Source organism: Pandoraea sp., from assembly GCF_004297875.1.
Taxonomy (GTDB): Bacteria; Pseudomonadota; Gammaproteobacteria; order Burkholderiales; family Burkholderiaceae; genus Pandoraea.
In genome coordinates, this window is sequence record NZ_SCSK01000045.1 from 45381 (window position 1) to 68523 (window position 23143).

The 23143-nt window shown below is 60.3% G+C and carries 14 protein-coding genes; 7 read left to right on the top strand and 7 right to left on the bottom strand.

Features of this window, described 5'->3' with window-relative positions:
* Positions 1-68: 68 nt before the first annotated feature.
* The 4 genes from gyrB (at position 69) to EPN80_RS13370 (ending at position 5722) form a co-directional block, all read left to right on the top strand.
* Entirely contained in the window at positions 69-2549 is a 2481-nt protein-coding gene (gene gyrB / locus EPN80_RS13355; RefSeq protein ID WP_293027955.1) for a DNA topoisomerase (ATP-hydrolyzing) subunit B, read from the top strand.
* Positions 2550-2776: 227 nt separating this feature from the next.
* Entirely contained in the window at positions 2777-3901 is a 1125-nt protein-coding gene (locus EPN80_RS13360; protein WP_293027958.1) for a helix-turn-helix domain-containing protein, read from the top strand.
* A 206-nt stretch (positions 3902-4107) separates the two neighbouring features.
* Positions 4108-4371 carry a helix-turn-helix domain-containing protein gene (locus EPN80_RS13365; RefSeq protein ID WP_293027961.1) on the top strand — a complete coding sequence of 88 codons (264 nt, stop codon included), beginning with the start codon at positions 4108-4110 and terminating at the stop codon, positions 4369-4371.
* Position 4372: 1 nt separating this feature from the next.
* On the top strand, positions 4373-5722 hold the full coding sequence (locus EPN80_RS13370; RefSeq protein ID WP_293027964.1) for a type II toxin-antitoxin system HipA family toxin: 1350 nt from the start codon (positions 4373-4375) through the stop codon (positions 5720-5722).
* Between the two features lie 347 nt (positions 5723-6069).
* On the opposite strand, the gene EPN80_RS21120 is transcribed toward EPN80_RS13370, so the two are convergent.
* Complete coding sequence (locus EPN80_RS21120; RefSeq protein WP_366929095.1) at positions 6070-7626, bottom strand: DUF2357 domain-containing protein; 1557 nt, start codon at positions 7624-7626, stop codon at positions 6070-6072.
* 5 nt (positions 7627-7631) lie between these two features.
* Entirely contained in the window at positions 7632-9887 is a 2256-nt protein-coding gene (locus tag EPN80_RS13375) for a hypothetical protein (RefSeq protein WP_293027967.1), read from the bottom strand.
* Positions 9888-10274: 387 nt separating this feature from the next.
* Here EPN80_RS13375 and EPN80_RS13380 point away from each other — a divergent pair, with 387 nt between their 5' ends.
* Both EPN80_RS13380 and EPN80_RS13385 read left to right on the top strand, forming a co-directional pair.
* The gene (locus EPN80_RS13380; protein ID WP_293027970.1) at positions 10275-10586 is read left to right on the top strand and encodes a helix-turn-helix transcriptional regulator; all 312 of its coding nucleotides are present in this window, start codon (positions 10275-10277) and stop codon (positions 10584-10586) included.
* A 65-nt stretch (positions 10587-10651) separates the two neighbouring features.
* Positions 10652-11788 (top strand): type II toxin-antitoxin system HipA family toxin, encoded by a 1137-nt coding sequence (locus tag EPN80_RS13385; protein WP_293027973.1) that lies wholly within the window; start codon positions 10652-10654, stop codon positions 11786-11788.
* A gap of 310 nt (positions 11789-12098) precedes the next feature.
* On the opposite strand, the gene EPN80_RS13390 is transcribed toward EPN80_RS13385, so the two are convergent.
* Genes EPN80_RS13390 through EPN80_RS13410 form a run of 5 tightly spaced genes read right to left on the bottom strand, consistent with a single transcriptional unit; the run spans position 12099 to position 22047 of the window.
* The gene (locus EPN80_RS13390; RefSeq protein WP_293027976.1) at positions 12099-14999 is read right to left on the bottom strand and encodes a DUF499 domain-containing protein; all 2901 of its coding nucleotides are present in this window, start codon (positions 14997-14999) and stop codon (positions 12099-12101) included.
* A 13-nt stretch (positions 15000-15012) separates the two neighbouring features.
* Positions 15013-17850 (bottom strand): DUF1156 domain-containing protein, encoded by a 2838-nt coding sequence (locus tag EPN80_RS13395; RefSeq protein ID WP_293027979.1) that lies wholly within the window; start codon positions 17848-17850, stop codon positions 15013-15015.
* Positions 17847-18206 carry a TIGR02391 family protein gene (locus EPN80_RS13400; protein WP_293027982.1) on the bottom strand — a complete coding sequence of 120 codons (360 nt, stop codon included), beginning with the start codon at positions 18204-18206 and terminating at the stop codon, positions 17847-17849. The genes EPN80_RS13395 and EPN80_RS13400 overlap by 4 nt, the downstream gene beginning before the upstream one ends.
* A 5-nt stretch (positions 18207-18211) precedes the next feature.
* On the bottom strand, positions 18212-18532 hold the full coding sequence (locus EPN80_RS13405; RefSeq protein ID WP_293027984.1) for a hypothetical protein: 321 nt from the start codon (positions 18530-18532) through the stop codon (positions 18212-18214).
* Complete coding sequence (locus EPN80_RS13410) at positions 18526-22047, bottom strand: helicase-related protein (protein ID WP_293027987.1); 3522 nt, start codon at positions 22045-22047, stop codon at positions 18526-18528. The genes EPN80_RS13405 and EPN80_RS13410 overlap by 7 nt, the downstream gene beginning before the upstream one ends.
* 731 nt (positions 22048-22778) lie before the next feature.
* Between EPN80_RS13410 and EPN80_RS13415 the strand changes: the two genes are divergently transcribed.
* Positions 22779-23120 carry a DUF1484 family protein gene (locus EPN80_RS13415; RefSeq protein WP_293027990.1) on the top strand — a complete coding sequence of 114 codons (342 nt, stop codon included), beginning with the start codon at positions 22779-22781 and terminating at the stop codon, positions 23118-23120.
* The last annotated feature ends 23 nt before the right edge of the window (positions 23121-23143 follow it).

Consider the following 23143-nt stretch of genomic DNA (forward strand, 5'->3'; position numbering starts at 1 on the left):
GAAGGGGCCGCGACGCCCCTTCGGCGTTTCTGAAGTTTCGCAGTACCGCAGTAAACCGGAAGATACTCATGAGCGAACAGCAAAACCCGCAAGCCGACACCAGTTCGACCAGCTACGGCGCGTCGTCGATTCAAATCCTCGAAGGACTCGAAGCGGTGCGCAAGCGGCCAGGCATGTACATCGGCGACACTTCCGACGGCACCGGCCTGCATCACCTCGTGTTCGAAGTGCTCGACAACTCCATCGACGAAGCACTCGCCGGCTACTGCGACGACATCCTCGTTACCATCCACGCCGACAACTCCATTTCCGTGCTCGACAACGGGCGCGGCGTGCCCACCGGCATCAAGTTCGACGACAAGCACGAACCCAAGCGCAGCGCGGCCGAAATCGTCATGACCGAGCTGCACGCCGGCGGCAAGTTCGACCAGAACAGCTACAAGGTCTCGGGCGGCCTGCACGGCGTGGGCGTGTCGTGCGTCAACGCGCTCTCCAGCTGGCTGCGCCTGACCGTGCGGCGCGACGGCAAGAAGCACTTCATGGAATTCCATCGCGGCATTCCGCAGGAGCGCATCGTCGAGGAGCAGGACGGCGTGCAGGTCTCGCCGCTCAAGATCATCGGCGACACCGACAAGCGCGGCACCGAAGTGCACTTCCTGGCCGACGAAACCATCTTCGGCAACGTCGAATTCCATTACGACATCCTCGCCAAGCGCATGCGCGAACTGTCGTTCCTCAACAACGGCGTGCGCATCCGCCTGGTCGACCAGCGCACCGGCAAGGAAGACGACTTCGCCTTCGCCGGCGGCGTCAAGGGCTTCGTCGAATACATCAACAAGAACAAGGCGGTGCTGCACCCCAACATCTTCCACGTCACCGGCGAGCGCGACGGCATCGGCGTGGAAGTGGCGATGCAGTGGAACGACAGCTACAACGAAAACGTGCTGTGCTTCACCAACAACATCCCGCAGCGCGACGGCGGCTCGCACCTCACCGGCCTGCGCGCGGCCATGACGCGGGTCATCAACAAATACATCGAAGAGCACGAGCTCGCCAAAAAAGCCAAGGTCGAAACCGCCGGCGACGACATGCGCGAAGGCCTCACCTGCGTGCTCTCGGTGAAAGTGCCCGAGCCCAAGTTTTCTTCGCAGACCAAAGACAAGCTCGTCTCGTCGGAAGTGCGCGCGCCAGTCGAGGAATATGTCGCCAAGGCGCTCGAAGAATTCCTGCAAGAGACGCCCAACGACGCCAAGATCATCTGCGGCAAAATCGTCGAGGCCGCCCGCGCCCGCGAAGCCGCGCGAAAGGCCCGCGAAATGACGCGCCGCAAAGGCGTGCTCGACGGCGTGGGCCTGCCCGGCAAGCTCGCCGACTGCCAGGAGAAAGACCCGGCACTGTGCGAAATCTACATCGTCGAGGGTGACTCCGCCGGCGGCTCCGCCAAGCAGGGCCGTGACCGCAAATTCCAGGCCATCCTGCCGCTGCGCGGCAAGGTGCTCAACGTCGAGAAGGCCCGCTTCGACAAGCTCATCTCCAGCGAGCAGATCGTCACGCTCATCACCGCGCTCGGCTGCGGTATCGGCAAGGACGACTACAACATCGACAAGCTGCGCTACCATCGCGTCATCATCATGACCGATGCCGACGTCGACGGCGCGCACATCCGCACCCTGCTGCTCACCTTCTTCTACCGCCAGGTGCCCGAACTCATCGAGCGCGGCTACATCTACATCGCCCAGCCGCCGCTCTACAAAATCAAGCACGGCAAGGAAGAGCGCTACATCAAGGACGAGTCCGAGCTCAACGCGCACATGCTGCGCCTCGCGCTCAACGGCGCCGAACTGCTGCCCAATGCTGGCGCCACGCCGATCACCGGCGAAGCGCTGGGCGAGCTCGCCCGCAGCTACCTGCTCGCCGAAGCCGTCACCGGGCGCGTCGGCCACGTCATCGACGCGGCCGCACTGGGCGCCATCACCGACGGCGTTGAAGTTCATCTCGACAGCCAGGACGCCGCCGAAGCCTCCGCCAAGGCGCTCGAAGCCGCCCTCAACGGCGACCCGCTCAAGCCCGAGACCACCGTGCGCGCCACCTACGACGACGTTCGCGAAGCCCACGCGCTGCGCATCGAACGGCGCCGCCACGGCAACGTCAAGGTCAGCGTGCTCGACGACGACTTCGTGCAATCGGCCGACTACCGCCAGCTCACCACCACCGCGCAAACCTTCAAGGGCCTCATCGGCGAAGGCGCCACCATCAAGCGCGGCGAGCGCTCGCAAGCCGTCACCGACTTCAAGAGCGCCATGCGCTGGCTGCTCGCCGACGCCGAGCGCAACGTCAGCAAGCAGCGCTACAAAGGCCTCGGCGAAATGAACGCCGAACAGCTGTGGGAAACTACCATGGACCCCAACGTGCGCCGCCTGCTGCGCGTGCAAATCGAAGACGCCATCGCCGCCGACGGCATTTTCACGACCCTCATGGGCGACGACGTCGAACCGCGCCGCGCGTTCATCGAGACGAATGCGCTACGGGCGGGGAATATTGATGTTTGAGGGGTGAAGAAACCCCGCATCCGGCGAGTTGCTGTGTGAGGCAACTCGCTGGATATTTCTGATAGTTCAAACGAAGTCCATCGGCGGTAAGTCGCAACGCCGATTTCCAAAAGCCTGATGCCATCGTCCTGATAGGCAACTTCTCATTTCAAGTACCCCTAAGCAAAAATATACTGGACGACTGCTTAAGAAAACCGGTTCGAGGAGGCTTTGTGGCAGCGGGTATCATGACTGAACCAAGAGCCCCTTTTGCTCCAGACTGGGCCTTGCCCCCCGGCGAATCAATTCTGGATATTGCCGAAGAACGCGGCTGGACTCAGGCCGAATTGGCGCAGCGTCTGGGTTATAGCGAAAAACATATCAGCCAGCTCATCAACGGCAAAGTGCCGCTTACCGTGGATGCAGCGCAGCGCCTGGAACGTGTGCTGGGCAGCACCATGGATTTTTGGCTAACGCTCGAAGCAAACTACCAAAAGCATAAAGCTAGACTTGAAGCTGCGCAGCGCCATGCCGGCTGGGTTTCCTGGTTGGAAGAGCTGCCGATTAAGGAGCTGATGGCATGCGCGGCTATTCCGAAGCAACGTCTGGATAGCAGACATAAACCCGGTCTGGTCGAGAGTTGCTTGCGCTTCTTCGGGGTTGCCTCGCCTGACGAGTGGCGTGCTCACTACGGCGGCATGCAGGTGGCTTTCCGCCGCAGCCGTGCCGAACAAAGCGATGTGGGTGCGATCTCGGCTTGGCTGCGTCTTGGTGAGCAACAGGCCGAAAAGCTCGATGGACCCAAGTACGATAAGGTGAGTTTCGAGAAGGCTTTACACATGATTCGCGGCATGACCTGCGAGCCGCCTGACGTGTTCGAGCCGAAAATGCGCACGCTGCTGCACGGTGCCGGCGTGCTATTGGTTCTGGTGCCAGCCATTCCTCGGGCGCACGTGAGCGGCGTGGCTCGCTGGCTGAACCCGACGCGACCTTTGATACAGCTGTCGCTGTACGGAAAAACCAACGACAAATTCTGGTTCAGTTTTTTCCACGAAGCAGCCCACATACTGCTACATGCCAACAGCAAGGAAGACAAGAAATCCATTTTCCTGGATGACCCCAACGCCGCGCACACCAGCGACCCTCGTGAGCGTGAAGCCAACGAGTGGGCCGGAAACTGGTTGATTCCCCCGCAACATGTTCAAACATTGGCCAACCTCAAAACCAGAACGGCCGTTACCGATTTTGCGGCACGGATTGGTATCCACCCAGGCATCGTGGTCGGGCGGTTACAACATGACAAGCTGATTGAGCCGTCCTGGATGAACGACCTGAAGCAGAGCTTCCGCTTCGAAGCGTCGGTAGATGGGTGAACGGAAATCTATAACCTGGCTGGCGCCAGGCGAAGGCCAACGACACGTCAAGCCAGAAAGCCGCACAACCAAGCGCTGAAACAAGCCCGGCCAATGAGCCCCGTTTATCTGTTATTCAGCTATTCAATAAATATCCGAATAACAGATATCTTTTAAATATCTGAAAACCAGCTAAAATAAAAATAGCTGAATTTCGGATACAAGCCATGTCTCCTACCTTACCGTCGCAACCGTTGCTGACCGCCCTGCAGCTTGGCCAATTGCTCAAGGCTGCCCGCAAACGCCGCAAGTTGACGCAGGCGCAGGTGGCGGCGCGATTGGGCCTGAGCCAGAACCGCGTCTCCTATCTGGAACAACACCCGGACGAAATGAGTTTCAAGCAATTGCTTGGCTGGTGCGCGGCCGTTGGGCTCACGTTGCGCCTGGGTGAGCGGGAGAGTGTCGAATCGGCTCCCTCGACGGAGTGGTGACATGGGGCGCCGTTCGCATAGCCAAACGCTGACGCTCTGGGCCAACGGAGAGCACGTCGGGCGCTGGACCATCACCGCCCGCGGCGACATGGAACTGCAATACGCCGCGCAGTGGCTCGCCTCCGCGCGCGGCCGGCCGATATCTTTGTCGCTGCCGTTCAACCTCAACAATGAACCGTTGAAAGGCGACAACGTCGCTCACTATTTCGACGGCCTGTTGCCAGACAGCGACACCATCCGCAAGCGTGTTGCGGCCCGCTTCAAGACGGGCTCCATCGAATCCTTCGACCTGCTGAGCGCCATCGGGCGCGATTGCGTGGGCGCACTGCAACTCCTGCCGGAAGGCGAGACGCCCTCCGGTGTCGACGTTATCGACGGCGTGGTCGTGGACGATGAGGCCATCGAGCGCCACCTGCTTGAAGTCGCCACCCCCGACCGGTTCGCCGGCGCGCGGGACCCGGACGACGACTTCCGAATCTCGCTCGCCGGCGCCCAGGAGAAAGACGCCTTTCTATGGTGGGGCGGCAAGTGGCTGAAGCCGCGCGGCGCGACGCCCACCACACACATCTTCAAGCTGCCCCTTGGCCTGGTCGGCGGCCGGCAGGCAGACTTCACCACCTCGGTGGACAACGAGTGGCTATGCCTTCGCTTGCTCAAGGCCTATGGCCTGCCCACGGCCGAAGCCCGCATCGCCACGTTCGGCAAACTGCGCGTGCTCGTCGTGGAGCGATTCGATCGCTCGGTGTCGTCCGACGGCACGCGGCTCTTTCGGCGCGTGCAGGAAGACTTCTGCCAGGCCACCGGAACATCGCCGCTGGTCAAGTACGAGAACGAAGGCGGGCCGGGCCTCATGCAACTGTTCACCCTGGTGCAGCAATCGCTCGATGCCGGGCGCGACCTGCGCACCCTCATGGCCTCGCAAATCCTGTTCTGGATGCTGCGCGCGCCGGACGGCCATGCCAAAAACTTCAGCATTCAGCCGCAGCCCGGCGCCGCAGGCGGCTTTCGGCTTACCCCGATGTACGACGTGGTGTCCGCCTATCCAGTCATCGGCGAAGGACTCAACCAATGGGCCGCGCAGGACCTCAAATTAGCGATGGCGCTGCTGGGCAAGAACCGCCACTACCGCATGCACGAAATCCAGCGCCGGCACTTCAACAGCACGGCCAGAAAAGTCGGTTATGGAGAAAACGCCGAGCCGTTGGTTCAAGAGCTGATCGCACGAACGCCCGGCGCGGTGGCACAAGTACAAGCGGAACTGCCGGCCGGCTTTTCGCAGCAGGTGGCCGACCGGCTGCTGGGTGGTTTGCTCGACGCCGCCCGGGTGCTTGAGGGGATGCCGGCGGGGTGATTGCTAACCGCTCACGTCAGCGTGGCTTTTTGTGAATCGGATGCGTACAACGCTGAACGTTCGCCTCGAAAACGCCGATGATCATGAAAAGAGCCACACGTTCCTGTTCACGCGGAACTCTTGATTGCTGGCACCTGCTTACCACATTCAGCCGAAGATGCTCGGTATCGGCTACCAGCAACTGCGCGTCGGCGCCCCCAAGTGGCTCATTTTTACTCCGCGCGTAACAAAGTACGGGCTGAGTGCTTTCGGTGCAGGCCGAAATCCGGGGAAAACTTGATAAGCTGAGTTGCCCTTAGGCGGGGCAGCCAGTCCAACATTGGAACGCGCTGGCCGTGGCCCGATGCTCAAACACTGGTCAGCCAAGCCTTCAGTACTTCGCTGATGCGCGACCTGCCAGTTCCTTCAACTCTCACAGAACTAATGGCGCCTACGCCATGCACGTATGTATACGCATCCTGTTCCAACTCTGGAACCGAGCTTTGACCGGGGAGGAGCAATAGGCACGGCGCAGGTGGAGCCCCATCAATTCTGAGAGCGTCGTGATAGATGTGAGCGGATTCCATGGCATCGAGTACATTCTGTCTCCCGCTTCTCCATTTTGCGTCGAAGACGAGCGCTCGAGGCCCGTTTGGTCCATAGTGAACGAGGACAATGTCTGGTCGACGCTCCCTGGATAGGCTCCATCCGATGCGTGTCATCGGTGCCTTGAGGGCAGGGAACGTGGCCTGAAATAGCACTTCAAGCCACCCTTTTTCATCGAGTCCAAAGCGCAGTGCGCGTTCGGCTGAAACGGCCTTGGGCGCAACCTCAATAGGGGTTACGCGCGTGAGAGTGGTGACGCACTGCGCCACACAAAGGTAGCACCACATCTCATAGATGCCCCACGAGGGGGGGACATGCAGTTGGTCGCTGCCATTGTCGCCTTCAAGCGCAGTTACCAGCGCGCGGGAACCAAGGCGGTAGGCCCGACTGTACGCAGGCTGTGCCGCTATCTGAGTAAGGCCTGCCGCTGAAGTCTCGCCACACGTGATCTCACGAAATAGCGGTGTGAATAGCAGTTGCCGTATGCGTTGCGCCAAGCAGTCCAAGTCCCATAGTCGTCGCTCAACGCGGAAACGTTGTTCGTCCGGGGGGGCGCCAAGCTTCAGTTCCTGGACCTTCTCCCTTACGGATGAGACGGCGGCTCTGAAACGTAGCAAGAGTGCAAACAGTGACCGGTTTGCGGGAGTGTCGAATGTTGGCGTAGATGTCCGACTATTGACCTGGAACGAGTCCATCGATTCCGAGCCCAATATGCGTCCAGTGGCAATAGCAGCCAAGCGCCGGTCTTGCAGTGATGTATGGTGGAGTCGACGGACCCGCGATAGAGGGAGTACCTTAATGTCTGCAGAAAGGGACCGATGAGGGGAGCGCCCAATCGTTTCAACCGAATCGAGGAACGATGGTCCATACGCTCTCAAGCGAGCGAGCAAGATGTCGTTCTCATACCTGCCGGTACATCCTTCCTGCCCGAAGGCCATGGTCGCCGAAGACGTGCCGATCAGCAGGGTCTGGTCGAAATCCCTGATATCCGCGACCATCGCATCAAACTCGGTTTGGCCGGTTTTGGAAGGGCTTGGGCTGACGTCTAGTAGGTATCGAGAGATCTCCTCGTGAGGAACAACGACTTCGGCCACCACCGTCCCTGCATAGAAACTAGGCCGCCACGAAAATAGCGATGAGCCATCGCGGCGTAGTTCGACATCGTCAACGAACACTCGGGCATTGGGGCGTCCCACACTGAGCAGGTAGTCCGTGTCTTCCGTTAGTCCTGTTTGAACGTCATGCGCTTGAAGTTCAGCCCAGGCGTTACTGTTTCCTTCGTTGGCCCTTCGAATGCGTAGTACCACCGGCGCCCCCACCGAATTTATCGCCAGAATCGGGCCGAGCCTGTCGCGACAAGGTCTTCCTGCAAACTGCTAACCTTGTTACAACATCTGGTGAGTCCATTCTCCGCCAGGACCTTATATGTCTCCTGAAGCGCCTTTTGGAACTTGGCAGAAGTTTCGCCGCGTAGCTTCGGCAGAACCTTGGCATAAACAACGTCGTCGAGCGCTGTAGTCTCGGATGGCGCCAACGCAACGTGGAAAGTCAGGTAGCTCAGCACGTCGTTAATCGTCCTCCAGCCAAAGTGCAGCCGCACTGGCGCGAGTGCGTCGCCCAAGGCTGTGAGGAGAGTCTGAGTCTTTTCCTTAAGTGCAGGAGCAAGTGGGGTAGAGGCCCAGCCCGGAAAGTCCTGAACCTTGATGTTCCAAAATTCGAGTGTGTAAGCACGGTCAAGAACCTTGTCGGACAAACCGTGAGTGGTCTCGTCCATGTTCAGGGTGCCGATGATGGCCAGGTTAGACGGGTAACGGACTCGCCTCGGGATAGGGGTGGTGTCCTCACTGAGTTGGTGGAGGTCGAGCCATCCGGAGGTCTCCATCGCAGATAACACCGGTGCTAGGTATTGCTCTGGATGCGAGAGGTTCATCTCGTCAAGAATTGCTACATAGGGTTGCTCGGGGTCAGCCGCTGCACGCAGCAGCAGGTCCAAGAACGGCGCGCTCCTGTAGGACGAATCCTGAATGGGATTGACATAACCGAGCAAAGGACTTGGGTCATACCAACCTGGCTGGACAGGTATGACTCGGACTCGGTCATGGTCGAACTTGTTGACATTGCACAGCGCCAGAGCATAGTTCAGCGCCAACTGAGTCTTACCGGACCCGGAAATGCCGGTCAGAATTGCGAAGTGCCTGATGGGGTGGAACCAGAGTCCTGCGTGAAGTTGGGCGGCTAGAGATTTGTCCAATACAAGCTTTCCTGCAACTAAGGCGGAAAGGTGATTCCATAGCTCAGGAAACGTTGGCAGTTGCGTGGTGTCGGATATCTCTGTCTTTCCCTCGACTATTGGCTCTGTCGGCGCGGGGAGACTCTCGGGCTCCCATGTAACTAGCTCAGCCCATCGCTTGCCGCGTTCGGTAAGGGCTACCTGCTTCTTGTCGTTGACCCCGATGACCCCGAGGCTGGTCAACCATCCGAGCAGTGACGTCGGGGCAAATTCCGACGTCCAGCCGGGATGTACTTTCTGAAGCATTGTGACGAGGCTAGTCTTGCCCTGAGGCGCGATGTCCAATGCCTTCACAACGTGGTCGACACCAAGAATCTTGGTTAGCAGGTGGTCAGCCAGTTCGTCTGGGTCCTGTGTCTCAAGCAAGTTGATACCACGAGCACTGAGCCGGTATGTGTCGCCGTCGCGCTTACACAGATCAAACTCTCGGGAAACGACGTTGATGCAGGTAATGAGGCTGCTCGGGGCGAGCTCGGGATTGCTCTGCCGTATGATTTCCGAGAACTCTTCCTTGGAAACGCCCTCGCTGAGTTCCGGCAGGTACCCAAGAAGTGTTTGGAAGCCGCCTTTCATGGACGTCAATCCCTTGCGCCTTAATGTCGCGGGCAGCGGTGTAAGCGCCGGTGCGTGCTCCGCCGGGGCATTGGGTGCATCACCGATGCCGTCGTCAGAGATGCGCTCGTAGACCATCCACGGTAGGCAAATTCTACGCATGACGTCGATGGGGTCTGTATCGTTGACCGGCCCTAGCACTGTATCGATTCGGTTGCGAATTGCCTTATGCGCTCTAACAGGATGGTCGTTGGCGGCGCCGCCCATCTCCTTGTGGAGGAATAATAGCTTGCCGGGGTCGGCTACTGTCGTGAAGTGGTCTGGATAGATAGCGCACAGAACGCGATTGAGCTTCAGGCGCGGCGTGCGTCCGCAGAGAACCTTGAGGCGATCGCGGAGCCCGTCGTACAGCGCCGTAAGCCAAATCTCTGCTGCCACGGGGTCCGCTGGCAGGGGTTTCGTTACTTCGACAGCAAACCAATCTCGGAAGGTGGCATCAGCTAGAGCCGGCGCCGTCTTGACGGAGCCCATTCCTGTGGCAGCGACCGGGTTGTCGTCCCATAGTCTTTTCAAGAACTCGTCATCCTGGAGTTTGCCGGGAATCCCAGTCTTAACTTCGGCCATGAAGGCGACCAACCTCGAGTACCAATCCTGAGCGCCTTTGGATACTGCCGCTCCTGCTAGAGCGGCATTTAGCTGAGCTCTCAGGGCCGCATCGCTCTCTAGTTTTCCGTTCAAGTTTTCCCCCGTTCCTGTTCTTGTAAGAGGGTGAAAGGTTCTCGGATGATACCGGGTTATTGTGAAATCATTTGCGATTGTCTGTGCGGAGGAGCTGGGGACGGCCGGTATCCAGGTAACAGATTGGGGTGGCGCAAGTTACGCTGCTGACCCCGGTGCATGAATGATGCGCTATACCACCGTTGATGACGGTAGGGCCGTACCTTATCGGTTGGTTCCCCGCACAGCCTGCCTGACATCTGGCGGAGCATGGCACCACGCACCGGCACGCAAGCAGCCGGCGCCTCTTCAACAACGGCCCTGACTCTCAACTTTGGTCGCCTCTGCAGGGGTTGATTTTTGAACATATATTTGCATTTTAAGCCGCATTCATGCAAATATATGTGCATGTCAAAAGACTCCAACGCCAAAGCCATGCTGCCCGCCCCGGTCGAGCGCAATTTGCGCGCGCTCGGGGAAAACATTCGCGTCGCGAGAAAGCGCCGCAAGGAATCTCTCGCCACTTTCGCCCAGCGCCTGCAAATATCCATTCCCACCCTCAGGCGTATCGAGGCGGGCGACCCGTCGGTCTCGATGGCCGCCTACGCCACCGCCCTGTGGGCTCTTGGGCGGGTCCATTTCCTGGGGGAACTCGCCAACCCCGAGGCCGACGAAACCGCTTTGTTGCTCGAATTGCGAACCATCAAGAGGCAACCATGAACCGCGACGTTTTATATGCGTGGATCTATCCGCCGGGCCAGGCCCGGCCGGTCGTTTGCGGGAAGTTGGAACTGGTGCGCGGCCGCCGCATACTGTTTTCGTATGACGACGCCTGGCTGCGCCATCCTGAAGCCTTCGCGCTCTCGCCGGACATGCCCCTGCGCGCTGGCATCATCGAGCCGCCGGCAGGCCTCGACGTGCACCCCATCTTCGACGACGCCGGGCCGGATCGCTGGGGCCACGCGATCATCGACAAGGTATTCAACCCGCAGCGCCGTTCACCCCTCGAATACCTGGAGCTGACCGGGGAAGACCGCGTTGGGGCGCTGGGGTTTTCTCGCTCGGGCATTGAGTATCTGTCGGTGCAAGATCAGGCGTTCCACGCGACCGATCTCACCGCGCTGATGGACGCCGCCCGTGCGCTCGAAAAGCACCTCGCCATCGATGCCGCAATGGGGCGGCTGCTGCGCCCCGGCACCAGCGCCGGCGGCGCTCGCCCCAAGGCCGTCATCACCCACGAGGGCCAGGCCTGGATCGCAAAATTCCCCGCCGAAGGAGACCAGGTCGACGTCTGCGCGATCGAGCATGCCAGCCTGCAACTCGCGCAGCGCTGCGGCATCCGTGTGCCGGAATCAGCTCTGGTCGAGGTCGGCGGCCGGCGCGTGCTGCTCGTCAAACGATTCGACCGCGAGAACGGCGTGCGGCTGCATTTCGCCAGCGCCCGCACGATGCTGATCGCCGAAGGCATCAAAGACGGCGAGATGGGTTACGGCGACATTGCCGACGTCGCGCGCCGCCTGTCCAGCGACCCGGTGCAGGACTGCCACGAAATCTTTCGACGCATGGCGCTGAACGTCTGCCTCGAAAACACCGACGACCATGAAAGGAACCATGCATTCCTGTTCACGCAGGGCGCATGGACGCTCGCGCCCGCGTATGACATCCAGCCGCAGATGCTCGGTATCGGCTACCAGCAACTGCGCGTCGGCGCCGAAGGGTACGCGCCAACGCTATCGAATGTGCTCTCGGAAAGCCGGCGATTTTTGCTGAAGGAGTCCGAAGCAAAAAAGATGCTGGATGCGGTGGTGAAACAGGCGCGGGAGTGGAAATCCTGTTTTGTCGCGGCAGGGGTCAGTGCGAGGGATGTGGAGGTTTGCGAGGGGTTTGTGATGAGGGTGGGGATTGGCGTGGCAAGGAGTTGAAAGCGGGGCAATTGCCCGCGTTTCACGATTCACCGGGGTTTGTATTCTGAGAGTGCGAGCTTACCAATCTCATGAAAGGAGCTGAAAGAGCGGTGAAGAAAAACCTACGTTCAAGTGCTCCAAACGTTGTCTCGCCTGCGGGAATTGTGAGATCAGCGCCATTTGATGCCGACCGCAATGCTGCCCTGCGACGAATTACCGGGTGGTGACCGGGTCCCGCGCCGAACCGGCCCACCTCGATGGGCCGGAAATTTCCAGTTCAGAACAGCCCCGATTTTGGATGAGCCTCCGTCGACTCGCCACCTTTCAGTCACTCGTCGAACCCGTGATCTTTGAACTTCAACTGGTTACAGTTCTCGCGGGCCGCGCGCTGCGTTGACTCGTCGAAGCCCGAGGAAGCCTCGGCCTGGATCTCCAAGCTGACCTTGACCTTCACGCCAGGCTTGGAGGTGAAAAGCATGAGCACTTCCTCGGCGACATCCGAAAACTGGAGCTTGGCCTTGACCGGATCGAGCTCGACCTGGCCGAAGAACACAGTTTTCCTCGCCGCGGGCGTCTTGGGAGGATTGCCGCCGCCAGCCCCTCCGTCACCGCCTGCGCCCCCTCCACCACTGCTGCCACCGCTTCCGGCTCCACTGCTACCGTTGCCACCTGAGCCCGCTCCTCCCCCGGTCCCGGCTCCACCGGCCTGGCCGCCAGCCTCGCCTTTCGCCTTGGCTTCGCGCTCTGCCTTCTCCTTCGCCAGGAGGTCCGCGAACTGAGATGCCGACGAAGGCTCGACGAGCAAGAGAGCGTCGTCGAAGATCACCGTCGTCTGCTCACCGAAGTGGAAGCCTTGGTAGCGGCCATCCTCTTTGCCATACGCGATGCCGAAGAAGTCGCGTGACGAGACGCCGGCTCCGATGGTAGATCGCAGGACGTGGTCGTCCTTCAAACGTGGCAGGTAAAGGTAGCAGCAGGTCTTCTGCCACGCATCGACCGCCGACACGGCAGGCTGGCCCTCCTTCCAGAACCACGCTTGCAGCATCTTGGCCAGGTGGATCGGAGCCCACTCCGTGATGAGAAGCTCGTGCTCGCGCAGCACCTTCTCGATCTCTTCGGTGCGGTTGACCGCGGCCGGATTGATCTGGAAGTGGTCCCATTGGAGGTCGCCAATGCCCTTGCCAGGCTTGGCCTCCTGCAACGGCGCCAAGAGCCACTTGTAGGTCTCGCGCATCATGCGGCTCAAGGCCTCTGACGCCTGATCGTGGCTGTGGCCTGCGAGCTTGCTCTGGTGGACGTCGAGGTTGAGGCGGCCTTCCTTCACGTCGTCGACGATGGACTTCCAGGCCAGCACCGAAGTGACTTGGTCTTTGAGCCGCGACATCGAGTCGGAGTCGGGAGCCAGGAAGATCAGCCGGTTCTGCTTCTGCCGCGGCTGGTCGCCGCGGGTCTTCAAGATCGCGGTCGCCGCATCGATCGCCGCCGCCTGAGCCGAGCGCGAGAAGGTGGCCTCGGGGGCGAGCACCACCAGGCGCAGTTGCCAATCGTCCGGCACGTCGGCCGAGCCGGTGAAGACGTGGGTGCCGCCAAAGACGCCGCTGGCAAAGCGCAGTTTGTCCTTGATGAATGGGTAGACGTCCTCGCGAAGGTCGAAGCGACGCTTGCGATCCTCCATCTCACGGCGAAGGTTGGGACGCGTGTCGAACCAATAGCGGTTGTCGGCGCTGTTGATGTATTGCAGGCGATCGACTAGCGCCCGCACCCCATCCTTGTAGTGCCCAAGGACTTGGCCAGGCTGAGCGCAGCCCAGCAGCACATGCTCGAGCTCGACTCCGCGGTGGTGCTTGGAGCCGCCCACAATGCCAGCGTCGGGGGCCGATCCCAAAAAGACCGTCCGAGCGATGCGCCGGCATGCGTGGATCGAGCCGAACAGGGGCTTGGCGTTGTCGAGCTCTGTCGTAGTGGCGCGCTCGCCGTCGATGTCGCGCTCGAGCACCGGATCCCAGCCCTGGGGAAGGTAGTAGATGGCCTCGTTGCGGCAGTCGGGATCAAACAGGGGGAGAGAGCCCGGCTGGATCATCAGGTCGTTGTTGCCGGAGGTCCAAAGGCGATGGATCACCTTCGCCATCAGCTTCAAGACGCCGCGAGTGCGTTGGAAGTTGTCCAGCGAGGACCAGTCCTCGTAGAGGCGATCGAAGACCTCGGGGTGTATGGGGTAGGCGTGCTGGAGCCGCTGCAAATAGCCCGACTCCTGGGTCTCGGGCGGGAAGTCCCCCGAGTTGCCCGTGTAGAAGTCGGCATAGGCCCGGCAGACTTCCTCGGCGGCGAGCTTGTCGTTGACGTTGGTGAACAGCCGTCGGCGGACGATCTCGAAGGCCTCTTCGGTCGCGACGGGCTTCCACAGAGCTTGCACGCGGCCGAAGTAGTGCTCCAAGGCCCGCAAGGCTTTGACGCCCTGTTGGCTGCCCGCTTCCCGGTCTGAGAACGGCAGGGAAGCCAGCAGGATCGCGTTGGGAACACCTTTGATGGCCTCGGTCAGCGACTGGATGAATGAGAGCTGGGTGTCGTAGGTGCCGCCCGAGAGGGCCTTGCCCTCTTCGAACTGCGAGACGTAGCGTACCAGCTCGTCCATGAGCACGATGCAGGGAGCCGCGGAGGCCAGGATCTCGGCCAACGCGCTCTTGCCCGGCGCCGTGCCATCGGCATCGGCTTCCTTGATCTTGGCGAAGGCTTCGGCGCCTCCAAGCTGCCATGCGAGCTCGCCCCAGATGGTTTTGACCGTGAGCTTGCCATAGACACGCGGCTTGCTGGCCATGTCCAGCAGCTCGACGCCATCGAGCACCGCCACCTTCGCTTTGGGCAGCTCAGCAATGCCCGCGTCGTCGAGAATCTTGCTCACGCCTTGCAGCTTCGAAGAAGGCTTCTCGCCCTTGGCAAGGTGGTAGACCGACAGCAGCGTGTGGGTCTTGCCGCCACCGAACGCCGTCTGCAACTGCACCACCGGGTCGCCGCCCTTGCCCGCGATCCGCTTCACCACGGAATCAAGCAGCAGACGCATGCCCTCGGTGATGAAGGTTCGCTGAAAGAAGAGCTCAGCGTCCTGGTATTCAGGCGTCGCAATCCCTTGATGGACCTTGGAAATGTCGGCTGCGAACTCAGCCTGTTGGAATGTGCCTTTGAGCACGTCCTCATGTGGGACGGCGATTTCCCGCCAAGGTTTCAATGCCATTTTCTTTTCTCCCTTAGATGTCCAAATCCTTCTGAGAGCCAAAGTGCCCAGCCTCATTCGAGGCAACCTCAATGCTCTGCCAAGATGTAATCAGTTCGTTGTATGCGCGGGCATCATCAGCCCATCCGTTTCGTTCACAGAGCGTGTAGAGCCGATAGGCCAAGTTTCGAATCTGATCAGCTCTTGCGGGCATGCCAGCCAACAACTCACCTGCAGCCGATTCCCCGCTCGTCTGCAACGAGCGAATCATTTGATGGAGCGCCTCCCAGACTGGCGTGTTGTTGTCGTTCTCGGGACTCCAATCGGCGGGGTATTCGATGGGCTTGAACAGCCTCACCTCGCCGCCACCAGATTTAACAACTCCCGCCGCGGCAACAGCCTGAACGCTAGTCCCCTTGGCGCGGGCCAAAACATCAGCCTGACCAAAGTCGCCCTCGACCCATCCCTGCTCGTCAAACCATGCAAGACAGAACTGCGTATCGGCGTCAAAGTCGTCAGCACCCTCAGTCAACATCTTGTTGATCAGGGTGAGAGCCGTATGGACCGACATGGGGCTCCCATCTGCTTCAAGCACAGCCGAATACTTGGAGAAGACGGCCATGCCTGGGCCGATGACTGCCTGAGCTAAGTCAACGGGGGCAACAGGCGATACGCCCTCTGCGCCGCCAATCATCTCGTCCAGAGCCTCCTTCAAGTGGTCCTTTAGCTCGCGCTGGAAGTCCCTGCGCGAAACGCTTTCGGCATGCGGATCGCGTTTACGACAGACAAGGACGATCGACGAGGCCAAAGCATTCGAGCCGATTGCTCTGCCACGGCTGCTGCGTTCCGTGCGGACGGGCCATGTTCCTGTTATGACGAACTCGGCCTTGATCACCGATTCAAGAAAACTCTCCCAACCCGATGAAGCTGTGCCGCTGGCACCAGTGTCGCTCTGTTTGAAGGCGTAGTAGATGGTGACGGGAACGGTGTCATTAGCCTTGTCGTGAATCTGCTTCAACGCCAAAGTCATGCCATCAGTGAAGTGCTTCATCGCATCGTCGATGTCCTCATAGAGGCTATGAGAAGCGACAAGCTCATCCTCCTTCGGGGTCTGCCGCGTCGCAAAGATGTCGGGAAAGACATCCCTGAGGCACGGACGCATCCAGATGTAGAAGAAGTCAGAGAGGTTCGAGTAAGGAACATTGTCGTAATACGGGGGATCCGTAGAGACAACAGTCTGAGAGTCGGTGGGCACAGTCCCGCTAGCCGCATCCAACTGGAGAACATGCCCCGGGGGGGTAGCCGGCAAAAGATCTATGACTCGCGCAATCCAACCCAAGGCACTCGACCACGAGCCGCCTCCATCGGTCAGCGGATTGATCTCGCCGTAATCCCAAACGATCGGCAATGCATGCTTCGTGAACGCATGGGCAACAAACTCCCCTCCCGACTCCCATGAAGTCAGCGTATTCCAATAGTCCGCAGCTCTGCCGATGGCGCAAGCCAAGTAGACGGAAACCGCCTCGGCATACGCAGTGGCACCCGAGCCTCCATCTCGGAGCCCAATCTCGTCATCGGTGAGGCCCGCTTTGATCGCATCCTTGCGGATGACATCGCGCGCTTCGACAACCAGGGATGAGAAGGTTGATAGGGCAAGCTGCTGGCGGAGGCTGAACAAGCTCGGAAAGGTCTTCATGCCGTAAACAACGACATTGGTGCACCCTGCCCAATGCAGGATCTCCGCATCGGGAGCCGTTTTCTCAAGTCCAGAGAAATCCGGAGTCTCGATCTCGCTTGCTGCGACAAAGGCCTTTCCATTGGAAGTATCAACGACTGCGGCCATGAGCCGGTGCCCCATCCTGCCAGCAACCCCCTCAGCACGGATGTAGTTGAGAGTGATGGGCGAATCGGTCAGGATGCAAGTGCCGCCGCGCCCGCCGACAGTGCTGGAATACTTGGGAGCACCATCAAGCTTGAGAACAAACTCGTAGCTCAATCTGTCCTTGGACACCTTGGGCTCAACCCAGGTCTCGCGGCCTTCGCGGGTCGCAATCTGAAAGGACTTCGCCAATGGAACATGAGCGCCCCCTGCCGCCGGGTTGGGGCTGGCAACCGTGCGACACCACAGCCAGGTTAGAACCGTGCCCTTGCCTCCGCCCAACCGTTTCGGAAGGTTCACTTGAGGATAGCTATCAGCGAGGCGCTCAACAGATTTCTTCCACACCCAATTGCCGTATCGGCGCAGGTCTTCTGAAAGTCCCCTAGCTCCTGTCCATCGCTCATCAATTCGCCCCTGCCGGGCAGCGTGCTCGATCGGCCCAACAGGCGGTCGATCCTTGAAACGCGGAGGAATCTCGATCATGGCCTTGTTGAGCACCACAGGCACCGGATTCAGGTCGGTGGCGTATGCCTCAAATCCAAGCCTTTGAGCCTCAAGCGGCAGGGAGCCCCCACCGGCAAATGGGTCGTGGAAGACTGGCAACCGCTCTGGGTCGAAGCCAGGCTTCCCGGGATTTAGATCGCAAGTCTCCTTCCAAGACTTACGAATCTCTTCGCGGGCACGATCAAGAACCTCTTGGTTATCTGTATTCTCCCACTTCACCAAGTCGCGAATGATGTTGAAGAGCCGCTCGCGCTCCAGCTTTGCCTTGTCCTTGTTGACTCCTCTCCCAAGGCTTCGCTCGTAGCCAGGGTCGTTGACCATTTGAGCGAAAAGAATCGCACGGGCAGCGGCCAACGGTCGGCGGGCAAACCACAAATGCAGAGTAGACGGATGCCCATGCCGGATCGACTTTTCCTTGGACGAAGCATAGTTGATATCGTCCAGCGGCAGCGCCACTTCGATGAGCTTTTTTGGTGTTTTAATGGTCATGGCACAGCCTTGAAATCTTCGATGTTCTTGAGGCACAGGTTCACAGACGACAGCGCGGCTTCGAGCTCGGCGATGCTGGCCTCGTGGTCCCCGTGGGAAAACTTGTTACGAATGACGCCGTAGAGCCCCGACATGAAGTTGCGCTGCGCAAGCTTCTGCCCTGGATCCATGGTCGCGTGATGTTTCGAGGTTTGACCGAAGACGATGTTGACTAAGCCCTCGCCATCGGTCCCCTTTGGCAACGTGTAGGTAGACCGCAGCCTTTCGGTGAGGACCAAGAAGGCCTTGCGAATTGCCGAATCGAACTGGCGGGCCTTGATCAAGGGGACCACCGCGTCGCGCAACTCCTCGTCCAAGTAGGTCATTTCCTTGGCCCACTTCTCGATGCTTTCGATAGTGCCGGGGATGTCGTGTTCGACAAGGTCGTCAACGTCTTGGCGGCAGGCCTCGAACTCCCCTTCCCAAGCTCACGCACTAGCCAGGAGAAGTGGCGGCGACTGTTTCCCGACATGGCCTTGTCAGGAAGAGCATCAATCACCGCATTAAGGCGCTGCGCGAGGCTCTCCGCGTCGAGCAACAGCTCGGCCGCATCGCGCCCGTTGTCGACCTTGGTCCGCAGCAACGAGGCATATTCGCGGAGCTTGCGCCGCTCGTCGACCACCTCTTGGACGTAAATCAGCATGCCTGGGCCCTCTCGAGCAACGAAGCCAAGTCCAGGTTGATGCTCGTCACTGCCCAGTCGGGCTCCTGGGTGAAAGGATTGCGGATGTAGTGCGGACCTTCATGGCTGTCGCCATCGACGATCACAACCGCCAAGATGAACTTGTCGGCCTGGTTGAGCCCGTAGAGGATCTCATTGCGGGTGACGGTGATGGTGGACTGGCCCTTGGCACGGCCTTTGACTTCGATGTGTCGAGCCTGCGGCAGCTTGCCGTCGGACACGGGCACCACGGCCGTCAAATCCCAGCCGCACTTCTCGGCCGAGACGTCGATCACCTGGTGGCCCATGGCTTCTTCCGCCTTGCGCACAGCCTCCATTGCCACACGCTCGACGCGAGCGCGAGCGTCTGCATCAGCCGTCCAGGTTTGGCCTTGCGGCTCGCCGTTGCGCTGGGCCAGCAGGCCAGCAGGAATCACCAACGCGCCGCCGATCACCACCGGCATCGCGGAGACCACATGGCGTATGGCTTCAAGTTCCTTGCTACGGTTCTCGAGGCGGACTGTGAGCTCGTCGATCGTTCGGCGGACGTTCTCCAATGGCAGGCGGACATCCTTGCCGGCCTGCAAGTCGGTCTTCAACTTCTCGTGGCGATCCGACCAGTAGTCGATCTCTTTGACCAAGCGCTCGCGGATTGCCGCCAAATTCTTGTCCACTTGCCGCTCGCGGCGGGCGCGGACCTCCTCGAAGTGCTCAGGGACGAGCTTCTCGGAGGCGTGGGCCAACGCGACCTGCTCCAAGTCTTTTTTGATCCAGGGAGCGTCGAGCTGGTCGGCGACCATCTTCGACTGGACCTCGTCGAGCGGAGTCAAGTCCAGGTGGGGAGCCCATCCGGCGTTCTCGATGCGGCCTGATGGGTCGATCGTGACGAACTGGAGCCTGCGCGACACCACCACGCCCGATTCGCCGCCCTCCTTGACGGAGTGGTCGAGCATGAGCATCAGCTTGGGCTCGACGCCCTCGTCGTTTGGGTCCAGCAAGACGGAGCCTTGCTTCAGCTTGCTTCGGTGCTGCTCGATAGTCAGGTCGACCACCGACTGCATGAGCGGGTGGGCCGGGTGCAGCAGGCTCGCCAGGGGTTCGCCGGGCTTGTCCTCGACGCGGATGCGGTTCTTCTCGAAGCAGACGCGCTCGTATTTGGGCGTGACCGGATTCATGTTGCGCCGGTCGCGGCCTTGGATCTGGCGATCGCGCTCGCGGATCAGAGCGGGAACGTGGGTGATCTCGAAACGGCCGAAGCCTCGGGGCTTCAAGTCGCCGCCCAGGCGCTCGAAGGCCTGCGAGAAGAAGGCTCGGATGAAGTAGGGCTGGAGCTTCCTGGCTTCGGCCTTCTCCATTTCTTCTTTCAAGGCGAAGAGCCGGCGCTCGTCCATGATCTCCTCAGCCAGGGCATTGCGGCTGATGATTTCGCGAAGCTTGTCGGTGTCGAGGGCTCCTTGGACCACCTCCTGCAAGTGCCTCTTGCGGGCGGGATCCTCGCCGTAGCGAATGGCCTCGATGAGCAGGTCTCGAAGGCTCACGCCATCGAAGACTTCGCCCAAGATGTCGAAGACCCGGCCGCCGAGAGCCTTGCGCTCGATCTCGATCTTCTCGAAAAGCTTCTGGAAGACGTCGCCCTCGCGGGTCTCGGCGGCGACCATGTTCCAGAGATGGCAAACCTGCGTTTGTCCGATGCGGTGGATGCGGCCGAAGCGCTGCTCCAAGCGGTTCGGGTTCCAGGGCAGGTCGTAATTGACCATCAGGTTGGCGTTTTGCAGGTTCACGCCCTCGCCGGCCGCGTCGGTGGCCAGCAGGACTCGGGTGTCCTTGTCGTTGCGGAAGAGCTCCTGGGCCTTGCGGCGGTCCTCTCGATGGACGCCGCCGTGGATCATGTTCACGGCCTCGAATTTGCCGAGCAGCCCGCGGATGCGGTCGGCCAGGTAGTTGAGCGTGTCGCGGTGCTCGGTGAAGATGATGAGCTTGCGCTGCAAGCCATCGGGTCCGCGCATCTCCGGCGTGTTTTGCAGTATCTCGCGCAGCTCTTCCCATTTACGATCCTGGCCGCCGTCACGCAGCGCCTTGGCCTTCTTCTCCAAGTGCTCGAGGGTGAACACTTCGGCTTCGAGCTCGGCGATGGTCTGTGCCGCGGTCGCCTGGTCGACAACCTCTTCTTCGAAGTTCTCGTAGTCCTCCGGGGCCATATCGTCCTCGGAGTCCCAGATGTTCTCCGGGGCTTGGTCGGCGAAGATTTCAGAGGCGGCGATCTTGCCCCCGCGCTGCTTGATCTTCTCTTCCTCGATGCGGCGCTTGAGCTTGTCGCGGCGGCGCTTCAAAGATTGGTAGATCGCCTCTGGGCTCGAGGCGAGGCGGCGCTGCAATGCCGTCAAGGCGAAGCCCACCGTGCCCTTGCGCTTGCCATCCAACGCATCGGCCCGGTTCATCTCTTCCTTCACGTAGGTCGTCACCAAGTTGTAGAGCTCGGCTTCGGCCTCGGAGAGCTTGTAGTTGGCGGTGTAGGCGATGCGCTCGGGAAAGAGACGGGTGCCGTCGAATTTCAAGAGGTCTTCCTTGACCATCCGGCGCATGAGGTCGGAGACGTCGACCTTGTGGGCGCCGTCTCGAAACTTGCCGTAAAAGCGGTCGGAATCCAGCAGCGACAGGAAGAGTTGGAAGTCCTCTTCCTTACCGTTGTGCGGCGTGGCCGTCATCAGCAGGAAATGGCGCGCGATCGAGCCCAGGAGCAGGCCCAGCTTGAAGCGCTTGGTCTCGTTGATCTTGGTGCCGAACCAGGTGGCGGAGAGCTTGTGGGCTTCGTCGACCACCACCAGGTCGAACCGGCTGAGCTTCAACTTCTCCTGGAGCTCTTCGCTGCGGGAGAGCTGGTCGAGGCGCGCGACCAGGAGGTCGTGGTCGTCGAAGGGATTGCCCGTGCGGCTTTGGTCCACCAACTCGCGCGAGAAGAGCGTGAAGGAAAGGCCGAACTTCTCGTAGAGCTCGTCCTGCCACTGCTCGACGAGGCTCCCAGGAGAGACGATCAGCACGCGGGCGGCATCAGCCCGCATCAACAGCTCGCGGATCAAGAGGCCCGCCATGATGGTCTTGCCCGCGCCGGGATCGTCCGCGAGCACGAAGCGCAGGGGCTGCCTTGGCAGCATCGACTCGTAGACCGCCGTGATCTGGTGGGGCAGCGGCTCCACATTCGATGTGTGCACTGCCATCATCGGATCGAACAGGTGGGCCAAGTTGATCCGGATGGCCTCGGCTGCAAGCTTGAAGCCTTCGCCGTCAGCGTCGAAGCTCCATGGCCTGCCTGCGGTGGCAATGGCGAGATCGGCCTCGTTGGAGCGGAAGAGCACGCGCTCTCCGAGACGCCCATCATCAGTCCGATACACCACCGTCACAGCGTTGTCGCCGAGCGGATCCACGCCCACGATGCGAGCAACCTTCCCAGGCTCGATGCCGGAGATGAGCGCGCCCTTGGCGATATTTTCTAATTTCAATCTGGATTCCCTCGTAACTTTCGAAACGGTACGATTAATGCTTTTTCGACACCATAAAGCGTCTGTATATTGAGCAATCGCAGAGGATACTCCTTTGGATTGGAGATACCTTTCTCTGAATAATCAATCGACCATCGACGAGATGGACGATTAACTAGAGGAGCGCATAATTCGCCCGGTGTTGGTCGGCGTGGGCTGAGGTCTAATCCATCCTTAAAACCCCGTTTCATCCAGGTTGAACCCACCGCTGGATTGCGCCGAAACAGGGGGCGAGGGCTATTCGTGCGCTTGCAACGTCGATTCCATGAGCCATACCAAAGGTTGTTAGGGGCGAGTCGGCGATAGGTGATAAGGTCACGGTTGGAGGCCGGCGGCTTGATCCCAGGGTGCCACTCAATGCCACCGCGAGATAGGTTTTCACAGCAGAACCCGAGCATCTCAAAAAAAGCAATGCGCACTTGCTGCGAGCGTGACAACGAACCCTGAGCAATCAGAGTCTTGATAAAAAAATTCATCTCTTAACTTCTGCGTAACGCAGCAAATATTGCCGAAATATTGCGCCTCGGCTTCCCCCTTGACAACCCCCCTCCCACCCCCAAAAATCCCCCCATCACTGACCAACCCCAGTGATCCGGTTTGACAGCCGGCAACAACAAAGGCGGACGGACCGAGCGCACGCGGTTTTCGTTCGTACGCCTGTGCGCGCGTTGAACCTCAACCATGGAGGCCCTATGTTCAACACCGCCAACCCCACCCCAAACCTCACCCTCGCCCTGCACCGCCAGCAGCAGCTCCTCGAAGCCCTGGCCCACGCATTAGTCGCCACCCCGAACGTCGAGCCCCAAACCGCCGCACAGCTCGCCGAGCTGACCGCCCTCACCACCACCATCAGCCAAACCCTGCATGAAAGTTGCGCCCGCCTGAACACCGTCAGCGACGCCTTTACCGCGTTCCTTGCGCTGCTCGAGCAGGCCGATGAATGTGCGGTGGCGCCCAGCGGTTTGTGGGCGCTGGCGCAGCCGTTGCAGCAACAGTTGGAAGCGGCCTGCGGGCCGGTGCGGCAGATGGTGTAGCGGTCCGCCGTTGCCCGGCCCGC